Source organism: Phytohabitans maris (genome assembly GCF_031085175.1).
Lineage (GTDB): Bacteria > Actinomycetota > Actinomycetes > Mycobacteriales > Micromonosporaceae > Phytohabitans > Phytohabitans maris.
The window spans coordinates 36,786-60,009 of sequence record NZ_JAVHUY010000003.1 but is presented as its reverse complement, the minus strand read 5'-3'; the positions used below and the strand labels follow the sequence as shown (position 1 = coordinate 60,009).

Annotated in this window: 20 protein-coding genes; 19 read left to right on the top strand and 1 reads right to left on the bottom strand. The window is 76.0% G+C overall.

Annotated elements, in window-relative coordinates; all coding sequences use genetic code 11:
- The 6 genes from RB614_RS03640 (at nt 1) to RB614_RS03615 (ending at nt 8,231) form a co-directional block, all read left to right on the top strand.
- The gene (locus tag RB614_RS03640; protein WP_308710884.1) at nt 1-2,772 is read left to right on the top strand and encodes a non-ribosomal peptide synthetase; all 2,772 of its coding nucleotides are present in this window, start codon (nt 1-3) and stop codon (nt 2,770-2,772) included.
- 50 nt (nt 2,773-2,822) lie between these two features.
- Nucleotides 2,823-3,155, top strand: coding sequence for an ArsR/SmtB family transcription factor (locus RB614_RS03635; protein ID WP_308710883.1), 333 nt, complete (start codon nt 2,823-2,825; stop codon nt 3,153-3,155).
- Nucleotides 3,155-5,443: a heavy metal translocating P-type ATPase gene (locus tag RB614_RS03630; RefSeq protein ID WP_308710882.1), complete on the top strand. Its 2,289-nt coding sequence runs from the start codon at nt 3,155-3,157 to the stop codon at nt 5,441-5,443. The genes RB614_RS03635 and RB614_RS03630 overlap by 1 nt, the downstream gene beginning before the upstream one ends.
- Nucleotides 5,444-5,565: 122 nt before the next feature.
- Nucleotides 5,566-6,321 (top strand): 3-hydroxybutyrate dehydrogenase, encoded by a 756-nt coding sequence (locus tag RB614_RS03625; RefSeq protein WP_308710881.1) that lies wholly within the window; start codon nt 5,566-5,568, stop codon nt 6,319-6,321.
- Nucleotides 6,318-7,178, top strand: a complete 861-nt coding sequence (locus RB614_RS03620; RefSeq protein ID WP_308710880.1) for an alpha/beta fold hydrolase — start codon at nt 6,318-6,320, stop codon at nt 7,176-7,178. The genes RB614_RS03625 and RB614_RS03620 overlap by 4 nt, the downstream gene beginning before the upstream one ends.
- Complete coding sequence (locus RB614_RS03615) at nt 7,179-8,231, top strand: alpha/beta fold hydrolase (protein ID WP_308710879.1); 1,053 nt, start codon at nt 7,179-7,181, stop codon at nt 8,229-8,231.
- Nucleotides 8,232-8,344: 113 nt separating this feature from the next.
- Here the strand turns inward: RB614_RS03615 and RB614_RS03610 are convergent, their stop codons facing one another.
- Nucleotides 8,345-8,758 (bottom strand): DUF2267 domain-containing protein, encoded by a 414-nt coding sequence (locus RB614_RS03610; protein WP_308710878.1) that lies wholly within the window; start codon nt 8,756-8,758, stop codon nt 8,345-8,347.
- A 182-nt stretch (nt 8,759-8,940) separates the two neighbouring features.
- Between RB614_RS03610 and RB614_RS03605 the strand changes: the two genes are divergently transcribed.
- The 13 genes from RB614_RS03605 (at nt 8,941) to RB614_RS03545 (ending at nt 23,095) form a co-directional block, all read left to right on the top strand.
- The gene (locus tag RB614_RS03605) at nt 8,941-9,936 is read left to right on the top strand and encodes an ABC transporter substrate-binding protein (protein WP_308710877.1); all 996 of its coding nucleotides are present in this window, start codon (nt 8,941-8,943) and stop codon (nt 9,934-9,936) included.
- 40 nt (nt 9,937-9,976) lie between these two features.
- A complete protein-coding gene (locus tag RB614_RS03600; RefSeq protein ID WP_308710876.1) occupies nt 9,977-10,837 on the top strand; it encodes an ABC transporter permease in 861 nt (286 codons plus the stop codon).
- Nucleotides 10,830-11,639, top strand: a complete 810-nt coding sequence (locus RB614_RS03595) for an ABC transporter ATP-binding protein (protein ID WP_308710875.1) — start codon at nt 10,830-10,832, stop codon at nt 11,637-11,639. Before RB614_RS03600 ends, RB614_RS03595 begins: the two co-directional genes overlap by 8 nt.
- Nucleotides 11,636-12,730, top strand: a complete 1,095-nt coding sequence (locus RB614_RS03590) for a zinc-dependent alcohol dehydrogenase (protein WP_308710874.1) — start codon at nt 11,636-11,638, stop codon at nt 12,728-12,730. Before RB614_RS03595 ends, RB614_RS03590 begins: the two co-directional genes overlap by 4 nt.
- 3 nt (nt 12,731-12,733) lie before the next feature.
- Nucleotides 12,734-14,086 (top strand): Rieske 2Fe-2S domain-containing protein, encoded by a 1,353-nt coding sequence (locus RB614_RS03585; RefSeq protein ID WP_308710873.1) that lies wholly within the window; start codon nt 12,734-12,736, stop codon nt 14,084-14,086.
- Nucleotides 14,087-14,088: 2 nt separating this feature from the next.
- Entirely contained in the window at nt 14,089-14,349 is a 261-nt protein-coding gene (locus RB614_RS03580; RefSeq protein ID WP_308710872.1) for a hypothetical protein, read from the top strand.
- A gap of 157 nt (nt 14,350-14,506) precedes the next feature.
- A complete protein-coding gene (locus RB614_RS03575; protein WP_428982920.1) occupies nt 14,507-15,232 on the top strand; it encodes a glycosyltransferase family 2 protein in 726 nt (241 codons plus the stop codon).
- A gap of 2 nt (nt 15,233-15,234) precedes the next feature.
- Nucleotides 15,235-16,524, top strand: coding sequence for a lipopolysaccharide biosynthesis protein (locus RB614_RS03570; RefSeq protein ID WP_308710870.1), 1,290 nt, complete (start codon nt 15,235-15,237; stop codon nt 16,522-16,524).
- Nucleotides 16,521-17,453 carry a glycosyltransferase family 2 protein gene (locus tag RB614_RS03565; protein WP_308710869.1) on the top strand — a complete coding sequence of 311 codons (933 nt, stop codon included), beginning with the start codon at nt 16,521-16,523 and terminating at the stop codon, nt 17,451-17,453. Before RB614_RS03570 ends, RB614_RS03565 begins: the two co-directional genes overlap by 4 nt.
- Nucleotides 17,443-19,794, top strand: coding sequence for a glycosyltransferase family 2 protein (locus RB614_RS03560; protein WP_308710868.1), 2,352 nt, complete (start codon nt 17,443-17,445; stop codon nt 19,792-19,794). Before RB614_RS03565 ends, RB614_RS03560 begins: the two co-directional genes overlap by 11 nt.
- Nucleotides 19,749-21,995 (top strand): hypothetical protein, encoded by a 2,247-nt coding sequence (locus RB614_RS03555; RefSeq protein ID WP_308710867.1) that lies wholly within the window; start codon nt 19,749-19,751, stop codon nt 21,993-21,995. The genes RB614_RS03560 and RB614_RS03555 overlap by 46 nt, the downstream gene beginning before the upstream one ends.
- Complete coding sequence (locus RB614_RS03550; protein WP_308710866.1) at nt 21,996-22,295, top strand: hypothetical protein; 300 nt, start codon at nt 21,996-21,998, stop codon at nt 22,293-22,295.
- Nucleotides 22,292-23,095 carry a glycoside hydrolase family 16 protein gene (locus RB614_RS03545; protein WP_308710865.1) on the top strand — a complete coding sequence of 268 codons (804 nt, stop codon included), beginning with the start codon at nt 22,292-22,294 and terminating at the stop codon, nt 23,093-23,095. Before RB614_RS03550 ends, RB614_RS03545 begins: the two co-directional genes overlap by 4 nt.
- Nucleotides 23,096-23,224: the final 129 nt, after the last annotated feature.

Here is a 23,224-nt window from a genome sequence, read left to right as displayed (position 1 = left end):
ATGGCTGAGCGCAGGTGTGTGCACGAGGTGATCGGCGCCGTCGCGGCGGCGCAGCCGGAGGCGGTCGCGGTCCAGACCGGCGGCGTCCAGGTCAGCTACGGCGAGCTCGACGCCCGGGCCAACCGGCTGGCCCACCACCTGCGCGCCGCCGGGGTCGGTCCGGAGTCGACGGTCGGCGTGCTCGCCAGCCGCGGCCCGGACACCCTGGCGATCCTGCTCGGCGTCTGGAAGGCGGGCGGCGCCTACCTGCCGCTCGACCCCGACCTGCCCGCCGAGCGGCTCGGGTACATGCTCGCCACCGCGGGCGCCCGGACGGTCGTCACCGAGACCGGGCTCGCCGGGCGGCTGGCCGACGTCTACGACGGCGGGTACGTCTGGACCGACCGGGAGCGCGAGCGGATCGCCGCCCGGCCGGCCACCGCGCCCGCGGTCACCGGCGACCAGGCCACGCTCGCGTACACGCTCTTCACCTCCGGCTCCACCGGCCGGCCCAAGGGCGTGCAGGTCACCCACCGCTCCCTGGTCAACCTCCTGTTCTCCATGCGGCTGCGGTTCCGTGCAGTACCCGCGCACGCCTGGCTCGCCGCGACCTCGCTGTCGTTCGACATCTCCCTCGCGGAGCTCTGCCTGCCGCTGGTCAGCGGCGGCCGGGTCGTGCTGGCCGGCGACGCGGAGGCCGGCGACGGCGCGGCCATGCTCGGCCTCGTCGACCGGCACGGGGTCACCCACGTGCAGGCCACCCCGGCCGGGTGGAAGCTGCTGATCGAGGCGGGCTTCGACCACCGGCCGGTCGTGGCGGTCACCACCGGCGAGGCGTGCCCGCCCAACCTGGCCCGCGACCTGCGCGGCCGGGTCGCCACCCTGGTCGACCTCTACGGGCCCACCGAGACGACGATCTGGTCGACCGGGTGGGACGTCGCTGGCGACGTCACGACCGTCCCCATCGGACGGCCGATCCACAACACCCGCGTGTACGTGCTCGACGGCAACCTCCAGCCGGTCGCCGTCGGCGTCGTGGGGGAGCTGTTCATCGCCGGCGACGGGGTGGCCCGCGGGTACGTCGGCCGCCCCGACCTGACCGCCGAGCGGTTCCTGCCCGAGGCGTACGGCCCCAACCCGGGCGGCCGCATGTACCGCACCGGCGACCTGGTCCGCTTCCGCCCCGACGGCGAGCTGGAGTACCTGGGTCGCGCCGACCACCAGGTGAAGATCCGCGGGTACCGGATCGAGCTCGGCGAGATCGAGGAGCGGCTGCTGCGCCAGCCCGAGGTACGCGACGCGGTCGTCGTCGCCCGGGAGGACGGCGCGGGGGAGAAGTGGCTGGCCGCGTACGTGGTCGGGCACGAAGGCAAGCAGGTCGAGCAGGGCCGGCTGCGCGACTTCCTGGCCGAGGCGCTGCCGCCGTACATGGTGCCGGCCGCCTTCGTCGTGCTCGACGCGCTGCCGCTCAACGCCGCCGGCAAGGTGGACCGCCGGGCGCTGCCCGCGCCGGAGCGGAGCGCGCTGGTCGCCGACCGGGAGTACGTGCCGCCACGCACGCCCACCGAGAAGACCATGGTCGACGTCTGCGTACGGGTGCTCGGCGTGGCCCAGGTCGGGGTGCGGGACCGGCTCGCCGACCTCGGTGCCGATTCGATGCGGATCGTGCACGTGCTCGCCGCCGCCCGCGAGGCCGGGCTGCCGCTCACCCTGCGGATGCTGCTCGACAACGAGACCATCGAGGAGCTGGCGGTGGCCTGCGGCGACGCACCCGCCGCCGCGCCGGTACCCCCGCGGCACACCTCGTTCGAACTGCGGCGGGCCGTCTCGGTCGCCATGGAGCTGCACGCGGTACCGGGCGCGGCCGTCGCGCTCATCGAGGACGGCGAGGTCACCGGGGTACAGACGTACGGCAGCCGGTCGGCGGCGACCGGGCGGCCGGTGACCATGCGGACCCCGTTCCAGGCCGGCTCGATCAGCAAGCACGTCACCGCGCTCATGGTGCTGCGGCTGGTGGACGCCGGCACGCTCGGCCTCGACCGGGACGTCAACGAGTACCTGGCCCGCCCGCTCGCCGCCCCCGCCGGCAGCGGCTGGACGGCCACGCTGCGGCACTGCCTGGCCAACCTCTCCGGAATCGCCGACACACCCGCCGCCTGGTACGCCCCGACCGAGCCGGTGCCGCCCCTCGCCGACCTGCTCGACGGGCTCGGCCTGGCGCGCGAGCCGGGCACCGGGTTTCACAAGTCGGGCGGGCAGTGGGCGGTACTCCAGCAGCTGCTGACCGACGTGACCGGCGAGCCGTACCCGGACCTGGCCCGGCGGCTGGTCCTCGACCCGTTCGGCATGCGCGACAGCGGCTTCGAGCTCCCCGTGTCGTACGCCGCCGGGCACGACGAGCGGGGCCGCCCGCTGGCCGGCGGCTACCGCCTGCGTACCGCCGTGGCCGGCAGCGGCCTCTGGTCCACCGCCGGCGACCTGGCCCAGCTCGCGGTCGAGGTACGCCGCGCCCAGCACGGCGAGTCCGCGCTGCTCTCCGCGGCGTCCGCGCGGGTCATGCTGACCGAGGCGCACCCGGGCAGCTTCTACGGCCTCGGCACGGTCGTCGACTACACCCGCCCGGACCCGGAGGTCGGCCACAACGGCGAGACACCGGGGTACCGCGCGATGACCGCGATCCGGCTGGGCTCCGGCGCCGGCTGCGTGGTGCTGACCAACGGCGAGTCCGGCAAGGAGCTGCACAAGGTCGTCGCCGCCTCGCTGGGGGGTGTGGCCGCCGCTCCCGCCGCGTAGGCGTTCAGTACATCTTGTGCTGTATTCAGGATCCGCTGTACCGTGCCCGGGTGGAGACGATCGCGTACGGGCAGGTGCTGGCCCGGTTCGGGCACGCCCTGTCGGATCCGACCCGGGCGCGGCTGCTGCTCGCGCTCCGTGAGGCCCCGGCCCATCCGGCCGACCTGGCCGATCTGCTCGGCGTGTCCCGGCAGACGGTCTCCAACCACCTGGCCTGCCTGCGCGGCTGCGGCCTGGTCGTGGCGGTGCCGCAGGGCCGGCGCACCCGCTACGAGCTGGCCGACCAGCGGCTCGGGCACGCGCTCGGCGACCTGCTGAGCCTGGTGCTCACCGTCGACCCGGCCTGCCCGCCCGGCGGGGCGGACGTCGAGGTGGGACTCTGATGGGCGCCGACTGCTGCGGCGACGAGGCCACCACCGCCGAGCCGCCGGCGGACGCCGGGCACGACCAGGAGCGGGGCCGCTGGTGGCAGGTCCGCGAGCTGCGGCTGGCCGCGGCCGCCGCGCTCCTGCTCGCCGCCGGATGGGCCGTGGGCCGGGCCGGGGCCGGCACCGCCGCGACCGTGCTGGAGCTCGTCTCGGCCGGGGCGGGCGCCTCGTCGTTCGTGCCGGGGGCGGTGCGGCGGCTGCTGCGCGGCCGGATCGGTGTGGCCACCCTGATGACGATCGCCGCGGTCGGCGCGGTCGTGCTTGGCAAGGTCGGCGAGGCGGCGATGCTCGGCGTGCTGTTTTCGATCGCCGAAGGGCTGGAGGGGTACGCGGTCGCCCGCACCCGCCGCGGCCTGCGGGCCCTGCTCGACCTGGTGCCGCGCACCGCGACCGTGCTGCGCGGCGGGGTCGAGCTGGCAGTCGACCCGAGCCGGTTGCGGGTCGGCGACGTGCTGGTGCTGCGACCGGGGGAGCGGGCCGCGACCGACGGCGTGCTGCGCTCCGGCGGCACGGTGCTCGACCTCTCCGCGATCACCGGCGAGTCGATGCCGGTCGAGGCCGGCCCCGGCGACGCGGTCCACGCGGGGGCGATCAACGGCGGCGGCGTGGTGGAGATGCGGGTCACCGCGGTCGCGGCGGACAGCTCCCTGGCCCGGATCGTGCACCAGGTCGAGCAGGCGCAGGAGCGCAAGGGCGCCGGCCAGCGGCTGGCCGACCGGATCGCCCGCCCGCTGGTTCCCGGGATCATGCTGCTGGCCGCGGTGATCGCGGTGGCCGGGAGCCTGCTGGACGACCCGCGGGTGTGGCTGGAGCGGGTGCTGATCGTGCTGGTCGCGGCGTCGCCGTGCGCGCTGGCGATCGCGGTGCCGCTGACCGTCGTCGCCGCGGTCGGCGCGGCCAGCCGCACCGGCGCGCTGGTCAAGGGGGGCCTGGCGGTGGAGCGGCTGGGCCGGGTCCGGGTGGTCGCCCTGGACAAGACCGGCACGCTGACCCGCAACCGGCCCCGCGTGGTCGAGGTCGTCCCCGCCGCCGGCAGCGGCCGGGAGGAGGTGTTGGGCGTCGCCGCCGCGCTGGAGGCACGCAGCGAGCACCCCCTGGCCAGGGCGATCCTCGCCGAGGTCGGCAGGCCGGCCCCCGCCGCGCAGGTGCGGGCCGTCGCCGGCTCCGGGCTCACCGGAACGGTCGGCGGGACACCGGCGCGGCTGGGCCGCCCCGGCTTCGTCGACGCCGGCGGGCTGGACGGCGAGGTGCGGCGGCTGCAGGCGGCCGGCGCCACGGTGGTCGTGGTCGAGCGGGCCGGCCGGCCGCTCGGCGTCCTCGCGGTCCGCGACGAGCCGCGCCCCGAGGCCGCCGGCGCGGTCGCCGCCCTGCGCGATCTCGGGGTGTCGGTGGCGATGCTCACCGGCGACAACCCGCGGACCGCGCACGCCCTCGCCGCCCAGGCGGGCATCGACGCCGTCCACGCCGACCTGCGCCCGTCCGACAAGGCCGCGCTCGTGGCCCGGCTGCGCCCGGCCGGGGCCGGGATCGCGATGGTCGGCGACGGCATCAACGACGCGCCCGCGCTGGCCACCGCCGACGTCGGTATCGCCATGGGCGCGATGGGCACCGACGTGGCCATCGAGACCGCCGACGTCGCGCTCATGGGCGAAGACCTGCGCCACCTGCCGCAGCTGCTCGGCCACGCCCGCCGGGCCCGCTGGATCATGCTGCAGAACGTCGGCCTGTCCCTGCTCATCATCGGCACGCTGATCCCGCTCGCCGCCACCGGCCTGCTCGGCCTGGCCACCGTCGTGCTCGTGCACGAGCTCGCCGAGGTGGTCGTCATCGCCAACGCCGTCCGCGCGGCCCGTACCGTCCCGCTACCGCTGCACGAGACGCGGTACGCGGCCGCCCTCGCGCACTGCCGGCTCGCGCTGGAGCTGCACGAGAAGACCCGCGACCGGCGCGGCCAGGCCAACGCCTGGCACAGCATCGGGTACGCCCACTTCCAGCTCGGGCAGCACCCGGACGCGATCGCCTGCTACCAGCACGCCCTCACCGGGTACCGGGACGTGGGCGACCGCTTCCACGAGGCGGACACCCTGATCCACCTCGGCGACGCGCAGCTCCCGCTGGACCCGGGCGCGGCCCGGACCAGCTGGCAGCGGGCCGGCGCCATCCTGGCCGCGCTCGGCCACCCCGACATCGACCAGGTCACCGCCCGGCTGGCCAGCACCGCCGCACCGGCCCGCCCCGCCTGAGGTTCGTCCAGCCCCGGGCCGTCGGTACCGGCAGGTCTGGCGTGGCGGCGGTGGCCGAGGTGGAGCCGCCAGCTCGGCCCCGTGTTCCACCTCGTCGGCCGCCGCCGCCGTAGGATCCGGTCATGGCGCAGGTTGATCTTTCCGGGCGGGTCGCGCTGGTGACCGGGGCGGCGTCCGGCATCGGGGCCGCGTGTGCCCGGGCCCTGTCCGCGGCCGGCGCGCGGGTGGTGCTCGTGGACCGGGACGAGCGGGTACACGGCGTCGCGGCCGACCTCGGCGGGGCGAGCGAGGGGCGGGTGGTGGACCTGACCGACCTGCCGCGCCTCGCCGAGCTGGAGGTCTGCGCGGACATCCTGGTCAACAACGCGGGCGTCCAGCACGTGGCGCCGGTCGAGGAGTTTCCGCCGGAGATGTTCCACCGCATGCTCACGCTGATGGTGGAGGCGCCGTTCCTGCTCGTCCGGCGGCTGCTGCCGGGCATGTACGAGCGGGGCTGGGGGCGGATCGTGCACATCTCCTCGGTGCACGGGCTGCGCGCCTCGGCGTACAAGAGCGCGTACGTGACGGCCAAGCACGGCGTGGAAGGGCTATCCAAGGTGCTCGCGCTGGAGGGCGGCCCGCGCGGCGTCACCTCCAACACGGTCTGCCCGGCGTACGTGCGCACGCCGCTGGTGGAGAACCAGATCGCGGCGCAGGCGGCCACGCACGGCATCCCGGAGTCCGAGGTGGTGGAGAAGATCATGCTGACCGAGCCGGCGATCAAGCGGCTGATCGAGCCGGCCGAGGTCGCCGAGGCCGTGCTGTACCTCTGCTCCGGCGCCGCCTCGTTCGTCAACGGCACCTCGCTGGTGCTCGACGGCGGCTGGACCGCCCGGTGACCGGGTACCGCCGGATCTCGGTCCCGGCCGACGGCGGTGACCTGACCGTCGGGCTGTGGGGCGACGGCGGTCCGGTGCTCCTGGCCGTGCACGGCATCACCGCGTCCCACCTGGCCTGGGCGGTGGTGGCCGAGCGGCTCGCCGGCGCCGGCACGCTCGCCGCGGTGGACCTGCGCGGCCGGGGCGGCAGCGCGCAGCTGCCCGGGCCGTACGGCCTGGCGCGGCACGCGGCGGACTGCGTGGCGGTGCTGGACGCGCTCGGCGTGCCGAGCACGGTCGTCTGTGGACACTCGATGGGCGGGTTCGTGGCACTGGTGCTCGCCGACCGGTACCCCGACCGGGTCACCCGGCTGGTGCTGGTGGACGGCGGCCCGCCGCTGCCGCCACCGCCGGGAGGTACGCCGGAGGAGCAGCTGGACGTCGCGCTCGGGGCGGCCGCCCGGCGGCTCTCCATGCGGTTCGCCGACCGCGCCGCGTACCGCGAGTTCTGGCGGGCGCATCCGGCGTTCCGCACCTGGTCCGCCGCGATCGAGTCCTATGTGGACTACGACCTGACCGGGGTGGAGCCCGAGCTGCGCAGCCGCGTCTCGGCCGAGGCGATGCGGCAGGACTACCTCGACCTGAGTGCCGGCGAGGCGCCGGCGCGGGCGTGGCGGCGGCTGCGCCGTCCCGCCGTCTTCCTCCGCGCCGAGCGCGGCATGTTCGACGAGCCGACGCCCCTGTACCCCGAACCGGAGGCGATCGCGGCCCGGATCCCGCTCCGCACGGTCCCCGGCACCAACCACTACACCATCGTCCTCGACGACCCGGGCGCCGCCGAGATCGCCGCCGCCCTCGCAGACCCTGGAGCACACTGAATGTCCACATTGCTGCCCGGCCTCACCGCCCAGCGGGTACCCACCGTGCGCCTGACCGTCAACGTCCTGGAAGTCGACGGCCGCAGCGGCCCGCCCGTGCTGTTCGTGCACGGCAACGTCTCGTCCAGCCCGTTCTGGCAGCCGACCATGCTGGCGCTGCCCGAGCGGTACCGGCCGCTCGCGCTGGACCTGCGCGGCTTCGGCGACACGGACCCGGCGCCGGTGGACGCCACCCGCGGGCTGGGCGACTTCGCCGACGACCTGGCCGCGCTGGTCGAGGCCCTCGACCTGCCACCGGTGCACCTGGTGGGCTGGAGCATGGGCGGTGGCGTGGTCATGCGGTACCTGCTCGACCAGCCGGCCCGGGTGGCCTCGCTGACCCTGGTCAACCCCGTCTCGCCGTACGGCTTCGGCGGCACCCGCGGCCTCGACGGCGAGCTGGTCGCGCCGGACGGGGCGGGCTCCGGCGGCGGCACGGCCAACCCGGAGTTCGTCAGCCGGCTGGCCCGCGGCGACCGCGGCGACGACTCCCCGCTCTCGCCCCGCCAGGTGCTGCTCGCGCACTACGTCAAGCCGCCGCTGGTACCCGACCTGACCGACGCCTACGTCGAGTCGATGCTGTCCACTGTGGTCGGCGACGACAACTACCCGGGTACCGGCGGGTCCAGCGACAGCTGGCCGGGCATCGCGCCGGGCGACCGGGGCGTGCTCAACACGATGGCCCCGACCCACCTGCGGCTGGACGGCCTGCCCGGGGTGGACCCCAAGCCGCCCGTGCTCTGGATCCGCGGCGCCGATGACGTCATCGTCTCCGACACCTCGCTGTACGACCTGGCCTACCTGGGCTCGATCGGCGCGGTACCGGGCTGGCCGGGTGCGGACACCTGCCCGCCGCAGCCGATGGTCGGGCAGACCCGGGCGGTGCTCGACCGGTACGCGGACGCCGGTGGCCGGTACCGCGAGGTGGTGCTGGCGGACGCGGCGCACTCCCCGCACCTGGACCGGCCGGACGAGTTCCTGGCCGCGCTGGTCGACCACCTGGACACCGTCTGAACCAGGCGCCCGCCGACCCACCGGCGTCCGATCCGCCGGTGAAGCCCTGATCCTGGCGGTCGCCGCGGCCGGAGGAGCGCCGCGGCGACCGTGGTGACACGTACCGGTGCGGGTCAGCCGTGCATCTGTCCGGTGCTGCCGGCCACGACCAGGGACTGCACGTCGTCGGGCAGGGCCTCGACGACCTTGCCCATGACCGTGCCCTGGGTGGCCTCGTCGACGACCTCGCACACCGCCCGCGCCGCGAACGCCGCCTGGGGCCCGTCGAAGCCGGACCTGCTGGAGACCCGCGCCACGAACTCGTCCCGGTCGAAGCGTTCGCCGCTGCCGTAGCCGCCGTACACCTCGGTGCGGCGCAGGTGCTCGCCGACCTCGGTCGGCAACTGGGCCGCCAGGTTGTCCGCCAAGCCCTCCGGGATGCGCTCGCCCAGCGTCTCCAGCACCGAACGGGTGGCCCGCTCGGCCTCGCCGCGGCTGGACAGGCGAGCCCGTGCCTGTATCTGACCGATGAAGTGGTCGTGTTGCATGGTGTTCTCACCTCCGCGGATGGGATGGGCTCAACCCATCGGGTACCCAGCCGAACGCCACCTACCCATCGCGCCGCCGGCCCCGGTCCCGGTCGTGGCCTAAAGATCACTTACCCATTGCGCAAACATCTGACCATGGTTAGCCTGCCCTAAGTAAATCGGGTGGGGCAGGGGGCCTGGCGATGAGAAGTTGTGTCCGGCGCGGGATCGCCGCGGCCGCCGCGATCGTCCTGCTGGCGGTGGTGGGCGGCTGTGCGGGGCGGGACGCGCCCGGCGGCGCCGGGCCGGCGGGGCGGTGGTCGCTGGCGTTCGCCGACGGGGCGGCCAAGTCGTCGATGGCGAGCGCGGTCTTCCTGTACGGGCTGGAGAAGGGGATCTTCGACCGGCACGGGCTCGACGTCGAGATGACGTACGTGACGCCGGCCGCGGCCCAGGCCGCGCTGCTCGCCGGCGACGTCGACGTGGCCTTCGACGGCGACGAGCTCATGCGCGCGGTCGGGGCGGCCGGCCGTGGCAAGGTCTTCATGACCTCCGGCGGGATGCCGTTCGCGATCTTCTCGGACGAGCCGCTGACCGTGCCCGGCCTGCGCGGCAGGACCATCTCGTCGACGACGCCCGGCTCGTCGTTCTCCAGCGCCCTGACGAAGACCCTCCGGGACGCCGGCCTCGACCCGGCGAAGGACGTCAAGATCGTGTACCTGCAAACGGTGGCCGCGCAGTACGCGGCGCTCAAGGCGGGGACGGTGGACGCGGTGCTGCTCTCGCCCCCCACCACGGTCAAGGCGCGCCAGGAGGGGCTGCACAAGGTCGCGGACATCGCCGACAAGACCGCACCCGCCGTGTTCGCGGTGACCGAGGGGTACCTCGACGCGAACCGCCCGGCGGTGCTCGCGTTCGTGAAGGCGATGGCGGAGGCGACCCGGACCGCCCGGGACGACCCGCAGGGGCTGGCGGACTCGTTCCTGAAGGCCAACCCCGACCTGGACGCGGCGCTGGTGCCCAGCAGCTTCGAGGAGGCCGCACCGCGCTGGGAGGTGAGCCCGTACCCGGAGGACTGGGCCCGGACCATCATGGCGGCGAGCCCGGACGAGAAGGTCCGCTCGGTCCCGCTGGCCGACTTCCTGGACCCCTCGCTCGTCGCCGAGGCGGGTGCCCTCGCGGCGCGGGTGGCGGCATGAGCGCGCGGCGCGGCGGAGCGCGAGCGCTCCGGGGGGCGGCGTGACCGCGCCGCCGGCGGTCAACGGCCACACCGTCCACAATGGCCTGAAACCCGGCGCGATACCCGGCCGGGCGCGGGTCTCCCGGCGCGGCGGGCGGATCCGGCGGCGCGGGCTCTGGCTCGGCGCGCTCGGCGTCGCCGTCACGCTGGCCGCCTGGGAGCTCTGCGCCGCGTACGGGCTGGTGGACCAGATGCTCGCCAGCCGGCCGAGCCAGATCCTGGTGGCCGGCCGCGACTACTTCACCACCGGCACCGGCCGGCGCGACCTGCTGGTCAGCGGCACCGAGTTCCTGGCCGGCTTCGGGCTGGCGCTCGTGGTCGGGCTCGGGTTCGGGCTGGCGGTCGGGTGGTGGCGGTGGCTGGACCAGCTGACTGAGCCGCTGGTCAGCTTCGCGTACGCCAGCCCGCGGATCGCGCTGGTACCGCTGCTGGTGGTCTGGTTCGGCATCGGGCTGGGGTCGAAGGTCGCGGTGGTGTTCATCTCCGCCGTCTTCCCGATCGTCCTGAGCACCCGGACCGGCGTGCGGACCGCCGACCGCGCGCTGCTGACCCTCGCCCGGGCGTTCGACGCGAACCGGCGGCAGATCTTCCGCACGGTCATCCTCCCGGGCGCGGTGCCGTCCATCGTGACCGGTGTCCGGCTGGCGATCGGCGTGGGACTCGTCGGGATGGTGGTGGGCGAGCTGATCGCGTCGAGCGAAGGGCTGGGCTACACGATCCTGTACGCCGGCAACACGTTCCAGACGCCGCTGATGTTCGTCGCCCTCTTCGTCGTCTCCGGCGCCGGCGTGCTCATGACGGCCGCGGTGCGGGCGGCGGAGCGCCGGCTCGACCGGTGGAGGCCGGACGGCCATGCCTGAGCTGCGCCTCGACCACCTCACCATCGACTACCCGGCCCGGGACCGCGGACCGGCGTACCGGGCCGTCGGCGGGGTCTCGTTGACCGTGGCGCCGGGGGAGTTCGTCAGCGTCGTCGGGCCGAGCGGGTGCGGCAAGACGTCGCTGCTGCACGCCGTCGCCGGCCTGGTACCGGCCGCCGCCGGCACGGTCAGCTTCGGCGGTACGCCGATCCGCGGCCCGGGGCCGGAACGCGCGGTGGTCTTCCAGCACGCCTCGCTGCTGCCCTGGCGCACCGTGCTCGGCAACGTCGCGTACGGCCTGGAGCTGCGCCGGGTGCCGCGGCGGGAGGCGCGCGCCCGGGCCCGGGCGATGGTCGAGCTGGTCGGGCTCGGCGACGCCGCGAGCCGCTACCCGCACGAGCTCTCCGGCGGGATGCAGCAGCGGGTCAACCTCGCCCGCGCGCTCGCCCCGGAGCCGGCGGTGCTGCTGATGGACGAGCCGTTCGCCGCCCTGGACGCGCAGACCCGGGACGCGATGCAGGCCGAGCTGCTGCGGATCTGGGCGGCGAGCCGCACCTCGGTGCTCTTCGTCACCCACCACATCGAGGAGGCGGTGTTTCTCGGCGACCGGGTGGTGGTCCTCTCACCCGGGCCGGGTGCCACCGTACGGGAGTGCGTGCCGGTGCCGTTCGACCGGCCGCGGGACACCGCGCTGCGGCGCACACCCGGGTTCGTGGCGCTGGCCGACCACGTCTGGTCCACATTGGCCGGCGCCCGCGACCGGAAGGCGCCGCACGAGCGAGCGAACCTGGAGACGCGGTGAACGCGGAGTGCCTCGCCGCCGTCAAGGTCGCACCCTCCACGATGGAGCTTCGCCGGCTGCCGCTGCCCGACGTACGCCGGGCCGGCGGCCTGCTGCGGGTCGAGGCGTCCGGGGTCTGCGGCGCCGACGTGTCCTGGTACGCCTCCGGCGCCCTGCCCAGCCCGGAGCCGGTCATCCTCGGCCACCACGTGGTCGGCACGGTCGAGGCGATCTCCGAGCCGGCCGCGGCGGCGCTCGGCCTCGCCCCCGGCGACCGGGTGCTGGTCGAGGAGTACCTGCCCTGCGGGACCTGCGTGCCCTGCCGCGCCGGCGAGCCCCGGCTCTGCCCGGCCTCCGCCCCGACCGGCGACACGCTCCGGGTCGGCTCCACGCCGGTCAGCGTCGGGCCGGGCCTGTGGGGCGGCTACAGCCAGTACCTCTACCTCGCCGAGCGGGCCATGACCCACCGGCTCCCGCCGGACCTGCCGACCCAGCTCGCCACGCTGGTCTTCCCGCTCGCCAACGGCATCACCTGGGTGCGCGCGGCCGGCGCCGGCCCGGGGGACTGCGTGGTCGTCGTCGGCCCGGGCCAGATGGGACTGTCCTGTGTGGTCGCCGCCCGCGCGGCCGGCGCCGCCCACGTCGCGGTCCTCGGCCGGGCCGGCGACGAGGCCCGGCTCGCGCTCGCCGAGCGTCTCGGCGCCCACCACGCCACCACCGACCCGGGCGAGCTTCGGCGGGCGGTTGCCGACGCCACCGGCGGGCGGATGGCGGCGGCGGTCGTGGACACCGCGTCCGGTGCCGCCGAGACCATCGACCTCGCCGCCGACCTGCTCGGCTTCGGCGGGACGCTCGCGCTCGCGCAGTGGCCGGCCGGCCGCACCGGCCTCGACCTGCCGGGCCTGGCCCGCAAGCGGCTGACCGTCACCACCGTCCGCGGGCGGGACGGTGCGGCGATCCCGGCCGCGATCGACCTCGCCGCCGAGGAGGCCGCCCGGTTCGCGCCGCTGTGCAGCGGGATCGTCGACCTCGCCGGCGTACACGACGTGCTCGCCGCGCTCGGCTCCGCCGCCGGCCGGGCCGACCTCATCCACGTCAGCGTGCGGGGGTAGCCGATGCTCAGCGCCGAGAAGAACGAGATGCTGACCGCCTCCGCCCGGGACACCCCGATGGGCGCCATGTACCGGCGGCACTGGATCCCGGTCGCGCGCTCGGAGGACGTGCCGCTCTCCGGCGGCCCGCCGATCCGGCTCCGGCTGCTCGGCGAGGACCTGGTGCTCTTCCGGGCCGGCGACGGGCGGCTCGGGCTGCTCTCCGAGTGGTGCCCGCACCGCGGCGCCTCCCTCTACTTCGGACGCAACGAGCGCGCCGACTCGCCGACCGGGCCGGGGCTGCGCTGCGTGTACCACGGGTGGAAGTTCGCCGTCGACGGGTCCTGTGTGGACATGCCGAACGAGCCGGAGGACTCGACGTTCCGCGACCGGGTGCGGGCCCGCGCCGCGTACCCCTGCGTCGAGCTCGCCGGGGTCGTCTGGGCGTACCTGGGGGAGCCGGAGCTGCGGCCGGACCCGCCGCGGCTGCCCTGGACGGTCCTGCCGGACGACCACGTGTACGCGTCGGTGCGGCTCCAGCTCTGCAACTCGATCCAGGCGTTCGAGGGGGCCGTGGACGCCAGCCATGTCGGCATCCTGCACAGCGACATCGGGCTCTGGGACGCCGGCGACGAGTTCAAGCGGGTACGCGGTGGCATCGCGGTGGACAAGGCGCCGCGGTTCTACGTCGAGCAGACCGACTTCGGGCTGACCATCGGCGCGCGGCGGCGGATGGCGGGCGGGCAGGCGTACTGGCGCTTCACCCAGGTCGTCCTCCCCTGGTACGTGGTGCTGAGCAAGGAGCCGGGCGCGCCGGGCTCCGGGCACGCCTGGGTGCCGGTGGACGAGCACCGCACGTACACGTGGACGTTCAGCTTCCGCGACGACCGCCCGCTCGACGCGCAGGAGGTGGCGCGCTGGCGGGCCGGCGGCGGCCTGCACGCCCCGCTGGTGCCGGGCACGCTCACGCCGACCATGAACCGCGGCAACGACTACCTGATCAACCGGGACCTGCAGGCGAGCGCGTCGATGACCGGCATCTCCAACGTCGGCATGCAGGACGCCGCGGTGCAGGAGAACATGGGGCCGCACATGCCCGGCACGGTCGCCGAGCTCGGGTCGCGGATGGACCGCGGCAGCGAGCGGCTCGGCTCGGCCGACGCGGGTGTGGTCGCCACCCGGCGGGTGCTGCTGGCGGCCGCGGCGGCGCTGGACAAGGACGCCACGATCCGGCCGCCCGGCGTGCTTTCCGAGGACCAGGCGCAGGCGCGCCCGTACCCGTCGATGCTCGTCCCGGAGGAGACCGGCTGGCACGAGGTGCGCGGCCGGGCCGAGGCGGAGTCGGCCGGGCGGGCCGCGCCCCCGGCGGGGGAGTGACGGTGGACGCCCGGCCGGCCGGGCACACGATCGAGATCGTCTCGCTGCCCGCACCCGGTGGCTGGATCCGGCGGGTCTCCGTCCTCGGCGTACCGGAGTGCACAGTGGACTCGACGGCCCTGGACGTGTCGGCGGACGTCGGGCGGGTGCTCGCGCTCCTCGCCGAGCGGCTCGCCGCCGGCGCCCGCCCGGCGCCCGGCACCGCCCGGGGACTCCGTCCCGACCTGGACGTCGTGGCCCGCCTGTACCGATCGGGTGGTTGATCTCTCTCCTGTCGATCATTGCCCTGCCCACGGGGCATCTACTAAGGTCAGCCTTACCTTTATCAGATGTCTGATGACCGTCCGGGGACCGGTCGTAGGAACGGAGTCGTCTGTGGGGTCCAGCCGCCACCGCACGCGCGAACCCCGGGTCACGGTCGTGATCCCGGCCCTAAACGAGGCGCGCAACCTCGCCCAGGTGCTGCCGTCGCTGCCGCCGGTGCACGAGGTGATCGTCGTCGACGGGTACTCGCCGGACGACACGCACCGCACCGTCCGCCGGGTGCTGCCCACGGCCCGGCTGATCTGCCAGACCCGGTACGGCAAGGGCAACGCGCTCGTCTGCGGCTTCGCCGCCGCGACCGGCGACGTGATCGTCATGTTCGACGCGGACGGCAGCGCCGATCCCACCGAGATCCCCCGGTTCGTGGCGGCGCTGCGCGACGGCGCCGACTTCGCCAAGGGCAGCCGTACCCGCCCGGGCGGCGGCAGCGACGACCTGACCCGCCTGCGCGACCTCGGCAACCGCGGGCTGACGTTCCTGACCAACCTGCTGTTCCGGACCCGCTACAGCGACCTCTGCTACGGCTACAACGCGTTCTGGGCCGACGTCCTGCCACACCTGCGCCTGCCCGAGCCGGACCCGCCGGGCACCGCGGTCTGGGGCGACGGCTTCGAGATCGAGACGGTCCTCAACTGCCGGGTCGCCGCCGCCCGCCTGGCCGTGCGCGAGGTGCCCAGCCACGAGCGGCGGCGGATCCACGGGGTCAGCAACCTGCACGCGGTACGGGACGGCGTGCGGGTGCTGCGCACGATCCTCGCCGAGTGGCGCTGGCGCCGGTCCGCGGCGGGGCAGGGCGACCGCTCCTACCAGCTCGCCGGTTGACGATGGCGGCGGTACCCCTGGCGACCCGGCGCCCGCCCGGTCCCGGCATGGCGGCCAGCGCGGTCACGCTGATGGCGTCCTCCGTGGCCACCGGCGTGCTCGGCATCTGCTACTGGGTGGTGGCCGGCCGGCTCTACCCGACCGCGGAGGTCGGCCGCGCCTCGGCGGTCATCTCCACCGCCACCGTGCTCAGCTCGCTGGCCTGCCTCTCCCTGGGCGGCAGCTACCAGCGCTTCCTGCCGGCCGCGGGCAGCCACACCCGCGCGCTCGTCGTGGGCGGCTTCCTGCTCAGCGGTACGGTCGCGGTCGTCCTCGGCGCCGGCTTCGTGCTGCTCGGGGTCGGCCGCGGCGAGCTGCTCGACCGCGCGCCGGAGCGGCTGCTCTTCCCGGCGCTGGTGCTGGTGCTCACCGTGTACGCCCTGCTCGACCCGATCCTGACCGGGCTGCGCCGGGCCCGCCTGGTGGCGTTGAAGAACACGTCGCTGTCGGTGCTGAAGATCCTGCCGCTGCCGCTGCTGGCGTACACGGCGACCGACCTGGCCCTGGCCGGATCCTGGTTCGTGCTCACCGCGGCGGTCTCCGCGGCGGTGGTGGCCTGGCTGCTCCGCGCCGGCCTCGCGGCCAGCCGGGACGTCGCGCCCGCGCTCCCGCCGGTGCGGCAGATCTGGGCGTTCCAGGGCGCGTCGTTCGCCATGTTCCTGGTGATGACGGTGACCCCGCTCTGCCTGCCGCTGGTGGTGCTGGCCCGGCTCGGTCCGGAGTCGTCGGCCTACTACAACCTCGTCGCCGCGCTCGGCGTGGCGGCCAGCATGCTGCGCAGCAACGTCATCGCGTCCTACGTCACCGAGGCCTCCGCGCCGGGCGCCCCGCGCGCCGCGCTCACCCGGCGGATGGCGGTGCTGATGGCGGTGGTCGGCGCGCTCTGCGCGGTCGGCCTCGCCGCCGGCGGCCCGCTGCTGCTGTGGCTGGTCGGCCACGACTACCTCGCCGCCGGCGCGCCCCTGGTGCTGCTGCTCGCGGGGGAGACGGTCTTCGCCACGCTCACCGCCACCTACGCCGCGCTGGCCCAGGTGCGGCGGCGGCTGCGGCTGCTGCTGCTCGTCCAGGCGGCCGTCGTGGCGGTCACCGTCGGCGGCGCCACCGGCCTGGTGTCGGTCGTGGGGCTCGCCGGCGTCGGCCTGGCCGGCCTGGCCGCGCAGGCGGTGGGCGCGGCGACCGTGGCGGTGCCGCTGATCCGCGAGTACCGCCGGACGACCGCGCCGGCGACCGAGCAGATGGAGGTGGGGAGATGACGCCGCGGGTGAGCGTCCTGATGCCGGTGTACAACGCGGCCGACCACATCGCGGCCGCGATCGGCAGCGTGCTGCGCCAGACGTACCAGGACCTGGAGCTGCTGGTGGTGGACGACGGCTCCACCGACCGTACCGAGGCGGTGGTCGCCGCCATCACCGACCCGCGGCTGCGGGTGCTGCCCCGGCCGCGCGGCGGGATCGTCGCCGCCCTGAACGCCGGTATCGGCGCGGCCCGGGGCGAGCTGCTGGCCCGGATGGACGCGGACGACATCATGAGCCCGGACCGGCTGGCCCGCCAGGTCGCGTACCTCGACCGGCACCCGCGCGTGGTGGCCTGCGGCACGGACTACGAGCTCTTCGGCTCGATGTCCGGCCGGGTGCGGATGCCGCGTACGCCGGCGGCGTGCCGGGCCCGGCTGTTGTTCGGCACCTGCGTCGCGCACAGCTCCGCCATCATCCGGCTCGGCACGCTGCGCGCGGCCGGGATCGGCTACCGCCCCGAGTACGCGTACGCGGAGGACTACCGGCTCTTCACCGAGCTGAGCCGGCACGGCGACCTGGCCAACCTGCCGTACGTCGGCCTGCGGTACCGGGTCGGCGAGGTCCAGGTCAGCGCGACCCGGCAGGTCGAGCAGCGGGCCGTGACGCTGCGGATCATGCGGGAGAACCTGGCCGCGCTGGGCATCTCCACAGTGGACGGCGACGCGCTGGCGCGGATGATCTGGCTGGACCGGCGCGGCCCGGCCGCCGCCCTCTCCTACCTGTACCGGGAGGCGCCCCGGCTGGTCGGCGTCGCGGGCCGGGCCGCCGGCGCGCACGGCGTACGGACGGCGGCGCGGCTGGTCCGGGAGCGGCTGAACACCGCCCTGCGCCCCCGCACCCCGGCCCAGCCGGCCGAGCAGCCGGTCGGAGCCGACGATGCCCGGTAGCGCCGGACCGGCCGCCGCACCCGCGGTGGCGCCGGACACCGTACCCGGTACCGGACCGGTCGCCGTCGTGATGTGCGCCTACACCGCCGACCGGCTCGCCGGGATCCGCGCGGCCGCGGCGGCGGTGGCCGGCCAGCTCGAGCCCGGCGACGAGCTCGTCGTCGTGGTCGACCACAACGACGACCTGCGCCGCCTCCTCGCCGCCGAGCTGCCCCGGGCGACCGTGGTCGCCAGCGCCGGCGAGCCTGGCCTCTCCGCCGCCCGCAACACGGGGGCCGGCCGGTCGACCGCCCCGGTCGTGGTGTTTCTGGACGACGACGCGCTGCCCCGCCCGGGCTGGCTCGCGGCCTGGCGGCGGGTCTTCGCCGACCCCTCCGTGATGATGGCCGGCGGCGCGGTCCGCCCCGACTGGGCCCCGAGGGCTGGCAGGCGCCGGTCCGGGGAGCGCGGCGACGAGGTCGGCGTGCGCCGGCTCGCCGGGGCCTCGGCGAGCGAAGCGAGCGCGGCCAGCTCAGCCGCGGGGCGGGCGCCCCGGTGGTTTCCGGAGGAGTTCGGCTGGGTGGTCGGCTGCGACTACCGGGGGATCGCGCCGTCCGGGTCCGCGATCCGCAACCCGATCGGCGCCAACATGGCGATCCGGCGGTCGGCGCTCGACCGGGTCGGCCCGTTCACCACCCGGCTCGGCCGGCTCGGCGCGGTACCGGCCGGCTGCGAGGAGACCGAGCTCGGCATCCGGGTCGGCCGGGCGTACGGCCCCGGCGCGGTGGTGCGCACCGGTGTGCCCACTGTGGACCACCGGGTGCCGGCGCCGCGCGCCACGGCCGGCTACTTCCTGTCCCGCTGCCGGCACGAGGGGCGGTCCAAGGCGATCCTGGCCGGCGCCGCCGGGCGCGCCGCGGCGCTGTCGACCGAGCGCCGGTACGTGCTGCGCACCCTCCCCGCCGGCGTGCTGCGCCATGCCGCCGCGCTGCTCCGGGCGGACCCCGCCGGCCCGGCGCGGGCGGCGATGGTGGCGGCCGGGCTGGCGGCGACGGCCTGGGGATACCTCACCGCCCGGCGTGGCGCGCCGGACCTGCCGGTCGCGGTGGCCGAGGTGGAGCTGGCCGGTACCGCCGGCGGGCCGCTCGCCGCCCCACCGGCTCCGGCGAGCGTCCTGGTCCGGCTGCGCGGCCTCCCGGCCGGCCGGGTGCTGCTGGACGACCCGGCGGTACCGCTGGAGCGGGCCGTCGAGCGGGAGCTCGGCCCGGCGCTCCGCCCGCACCTGGAGCGGGCCGGCGTCACGCTGCCACCCGGCGCCGGGCCGGCCGCGCTGGTGGCCGCCGCGCGCGCCTGCCCGCCCGGCACCGCGCCGGCCGGCGCCGAGCCGCTCGTCACGGTGGTGCTCTGTACCCTCGGCGCCGAGCCGCGGCTGCGCGATGCGGTCGCCGCCGTGCTCGCGCAGAGCCACTCCAATGTGGACGTCGTCGTCGTGGACAACGCGCCCGCCTCGGGCGGCACCGCGCGGCTGCTGTCCGGTGTGGACGACCCGCGGCTGCGGATCCTCGCCGAGCCCCGGCGCGGCCTGTCCTGGGCCCGCAACACCGGTCTCGCCGCGGCGCGCGGGGCGGTCGTGGCGTTCACCGACGACGACGCGCTCCCCGACACCCACTGGGTCGCCGAGCTGCTCCGCGCGTTCGGCGGCTCGCCGCGGGTCGGCTGCGTCACCGGGCTGGTCACGCCGGCCCGGCTGGAGACCCGGTGGGAGCGGTACTTCGAGGAGCACGGCGGCTTCGACAAGGGGTACGTGGCCAAGGCGTGGTGCGTGGGGGAGCTGCCGGAGGCGGTGGCGGGTACCGCGTCCGCGGGGGAGCGGGGGCCGCTGTTCCCGTACGCCGGCGGCAACTACGGCTCCGGCAACAACATGGCGTTCCGGACCGAGGTGCTGCGCGCCGCCGGCGGCTTCGACCCCGCCCTCGGCGCGGGCAGCCCGGCCCGTGGCGGCGAGGATCTGGACGCCTTCCGGGCGGTGCTGGTCGCCGGCCACGTCATCCGGTACACGCCGAGCGCGCTGGTGCGGCACTTCCACCGGGCGAGCGGCCCGGCCCTGCGCCGCCAGCTGTACGGCTACGGCACCGGCTTCACCGCGGTCGTGGCCAAGCAGCTGGCCGACCCGCGCAGCGCGTGGCGGATGGCCCGGGGGATGCCCCGCGCGCTGCGGGTGGTGGCCGACCCCCGCTCGCCCAAGTACGCCGGGCGGTCCCGCGGCTTTCCCGCCACGCTCGGCGCGGCCGAGCTGCTCGGCTACCTCGCCGGCCCGTGGCTGCTGCTGCGTGGCCGGTGGCGGGCCCGGCGGGCGGCGTGATGGCCGGGCGCCGCTTCGACCTCGGCGCGGTCGCACTGGCCGGGGTGCTCGCGGTACTGGTACCCACGCTCACCATGCTCGACGCGGCGGTGCCGGGACGGGCGCTGGCCGCGGTCGCCTTCGTCGTGGCGGTCCCGGGCGTGCCGCTGGCGTACGCCCTGCGCCTGCCGCACCGCCTCGTCACGGTGGTGCTCGCGCTCTGCCTGTCGGTCGCGGCGGCGCTGCTCGGCGGGGCGGTGGCCGCGCTGCTGGGGCGCTGGGACCCGTTCACGGCGGTGACCGTGACCGCCGCGGTCGGGCTGGTGGCCACGCCGTTCGCGGTCGCCGCGATCCAGTCCACGCCGGTCCCGCCGCCCGACCCGGCACCGGCCGCGCCGCGGGCCGCCCGGATCTGGGGGCTCGGCGCGGTCGCGCTGGCGCTCTGCCTGTGGTGGGTCGCCACCCGGCAGGTGGACGCCGGCGCCGCCGGGGCGGTCGGGCTGGTGGCGGTCGCCCCGCCCGCGTACTGGCTGGCGCTGCTCGTCCTCGCCGGCGTGCTCGCCTGGGCGCTGCTGCGGCCGGTCCTCGACCACGTGGTGCTCGCCGCCGCCTGCGCCGCCGCCGCGGTCTGCTGCTACCTGCTGGTGAACGTCGCCGACGGCGCGGCCGGCCCCGGCACCACCTGGGTGCACGTCGGCTTCGTCGACTTCGTCTCGCGCACCGGCGAGCTGGCCACCGGAGCCGACGCGCGGTTCAGCTGGCCGGGCTTCCTCGCCGGTACCGCCCAGCTCGTGGCCACCGCGGGCCTGGCCGACGCGGCGCCGCTGGCGCTGCCCGCACCGGCGTTCTTCGCCGCGCTCGCGCTGCCCGCGCTGTGGCTGGTCGGCCGGCTGCTGACCGGCAGCCCGCGGGTGGCCTGGCTCGGTGCCGTGCTCTACCTGGCGTTCAACTGGTACCAGCAGGACTACCTCTCCGCGCAGGCGGTCGGCTTCGTCCTCTACACCGGCGTGCTCGCGGTCCTGCTCTGGGCGTTCATGGCCGCCGACGTGCCGCCGCTGCCGGGTCCGCGCTGGCGGGCCTGGCTGCGCGCGCCCCGCCGCGTCCCGGGCCGCCCGCGCGCCGGACCGGGTGCCGGCGAGCCCGGCCCCGAGGGGCGTGCGGTGTCCGGCGCCACGGTCGTCGGGCTGGAGGCGGCGTTGACGCTGGTCATCGCCGCCCTCGTCGTGAGCCACCAGCTCACGCCGGTCGCGCTGGTCGCCGCGCTGCTCTGCTTCACGCTGACCGGCGCCACCCGGCTGCGCACCCTCTGGGTCGCCGCCGCCGCGATGTTCGTCGGCTGGTTCTCCTACGGCGCCACCGGCTTCTGGACCGGCCATATCGAGGACCTCTTCGGCGACCTGGGACGGGTCCGGGGCAACGTCTCGACCGGCGTCGGGGAGCGGCTCGTCGGCGACCCGCTCTACCAGCAGATGCAGTACAGCCGGATCGGCTGGACCGGGCTGCTCTGCCTCGCCGCCGCGGCCGGCTGGCTGATCGTGCGCCGCCGCCGGGGCGCCGTGCTCGCCGCCGGCCTGGCCGCCGCGCCGGCCGTCCTGATGGCGGTCCAGTCGTACGGCGGGGAGGTGGTGATCCGCTGCGCGCTCTACGCCAGCCCGGTGCTCGCGCCGCTCGCCGCGGTCGCCGTGTCCACTGTGGGCAGTGCGCTCACCCGCGCCCCGTGGCGGTTGCGGCCGGCGCTGCGCTTCGCCGCCGCCGCGACCCTCGTGGCCGCGGCGCTCGCCACGCTGACCGCCACGCGCGGGCTGAACGCCTCGTTCGAGCACGTCACCGCCGGCCAGGTGGAGCGGGCCCGGGCGGTGCTCGCGGCTGCCCCGGACGGCGGGCGGGTCGGCACCGTCGAGGCGGTCGGCCCGCTGCCGCTGGCCCGGTTCGGGCAGGTGTCCGCGGTCGCGATGCCGCCGCCGGGCTGCCCGGGCGAGGTGGCGGACTGCCTGCTGGAGCAGGTCGGCGCGGACGGCTCGGCCGGGCCCGAGTACGTGTACGTGACCGGCACCCAGGAGAAGTCCGGGCAGCTGCGGTCGGGGCTGCCCGCCGGCTGGACCGACCGGATCGTGGACACGCTGCTGCGCACCGGCGGCTACCGCGTGGTCGTCCGGTCCGCCGAGGTGACCGTCCTGGAACGCGTGCCCGCGCCCGGCCGCGGGGCGGAAGGAGGGTCCTGAGTGGACGACGTGGAACGGCTGCTCCCCTCGCCGGCGTTCGCCGCGCTCGTCGCCGTGGTGGTCGTGCTCTGCCTGGCCACCGCCGCGCTCCGGGAGGCGTGGCTGGGCGAGGACTCCACAGTGGACCCGGTAGTGGCCGGGGTACGGGTCCGGCGCGCGGCGCGGCTCCGCCGGGCACTGCTGAGCTGGGCCCGCACCCTCACGGCGGTGCTCCTGGCGCTCTCGGCGACCGCCCTCGTGGTGCTGACGATCGTCCGGATCGCGGTGCTCGCCGAGGGGCAGGGAGGGCCGCCGGGATGAGGCGCCGGGTCGTACCGCTGCTGCTGGCGGCGCTGCTCGCCAGCTGCACCGCGGCACCGGCGGCGCCCCAGCGGCCGGCCGCGCCGGGGTGGCCGACGGTCTCCGGCGTCGCGCCGCCCACCGGCGACCTGCCCGGCTGGGACCTGCGCTTCACCGACGACTTCGGCCGTACGGACCTGGGCTCCGACTACTCGACGTACTCCGGGCGGCCGGGCGGCGACCCGTACTCGGTCTGGCATCCCGACCACGTCGACCTGCGCGACGGGATACTCGCGCTGGACGGCTACCGGCGCGACGGGGTGTGGACCACCGGCGGCGTCTCGAACTGGCCGGTCAGTCAGGTGTACGGCCGCTGGGAGGTCCGGTTCCGGGCGCAGGCCAGCGACGAGATCACGTACCACTTCCTGCTCTGGCCGCGCAGCGACCGCTGGCCACCGGAGATCGACTTCGCCGAGGACTTCGGCGGCGACCGGTCCGGGCTGGCCGCGTTCCTGCACTACCTGGAGGGTGGGGAGCGGCGGCGGATCCAGCGGGACCTGTCCGCTGTGGACTTCACCGGGTGGCACACGGTCGGCGTCGAGTGGCTTCCCGGCCGGGTGCGGTACCTGGTCGACGGCGAGGTCTGGGCCACCATCGAGTCCCCCGGCGTGCCGGCCGAACCGATGTGGCTGGCCCTGCAGGCCCAGGCCGGCGGCTGCCAGCGCAAGCGGGACTTCGGGTTTCCGGACTGCCCGGTGGCCGGCGTGCCGGAGCGCGCGTCGGTCGCCGTGGACTGGGTGGCGGTCTACGCCCGCGCCTGAACACCTCCGCCCCGGGGCTGGCGACCGCCGGTCCGAGGAGCGAAGCGACGAGGGCGGCGTGAGCTGGCCGCCCGGGGCAGCCAGCGAGCCCAGTCGGACCTGCCCGTTCCGGTCTTGCCTTGCCCATCA

Coding starts and splice junctions, on each gene's coding strand:
- RB614_RS03560 (WP_308710868.1), top strand. CDS start 17,443: ATGCCCGGTAGCGCCGGACCGGCCGCCGCACCCGCGGTGGCGCCGGAC.
- RB614_RS03640 (WP_308710884.1), top strand. CDS start 1: ATGGCTGAGCGCAGGTGTGTGCACGAGGTGATCGGCGCCGTCGCGGCG.
- RB614_RS03630 (WP_308710882.1), top strand. CDS start 3,155: ATGGGCGCCGACTGCTGCGGCGACGAGGCCACCACCGCCGAGCCGCCG.
- RB614_RS03615 (WP_308710879.1), top strand. CDS start 7,179: ATGTCCACATTGCTGCCCGGCCTCACCGCCCAGCGGGTACCCACCGTG.
- RB614_RS03625 (WP_308710881.1), top strand. CDS start 5,566: ATGGCGCAGGTTGATCTTTCCGGGCGGGTCGCGCTGGTGACCGGGGCG.
- RB614_RS03605 (WP_308710877.1), top strand. CDS start 8,941: ATGAGAAGTTGTGTCCGGCGCGGGATCGCCGCGGCCGCCGCGATCGTC.
- RB614_RS03570 (WP_308710870.1), top strand. CDS start 15,235: ATGGCGGCGGTACCCCTGGCGACCCGGCGCCCGCCCGGTCCCGGCATG.
- RB614_RS03610 (WP_308710878.1), bottom strand. CDS start 8,758: ATGCAACACGACCACTTCATCGGTCAGATACAGGCACGGGCTCGCCTG.
- RB614_RS03565 (WP_308710869.1), top strand. CDS start 16,521: ATGACGCCGCGGGTGAGCGTCCTGATGCCGGTGTACAACGCGGCCGAC.
- RB614_RS03585 (WP_308710873.1), top strand. CDS start 12,734: ATGCTCAGCGCCGAGAAGAACGAGATGCTGACCGCCTCCGCCCGGGAC.
- RB614_RS03595 (WP_308710875.1), top strand. CDS start 10,830: ATGCCTGAGCTGCGCCTCGACCACCTCACCATCGACTACCCGGCCCGG.
- RB614_RS03545 (WP_308710865.1), top strand. CDS start 22,292: ATGAGGCGCCGGGTCGTACCGCTGCTGCTGGCGGCGCTGCTCGCCAGC.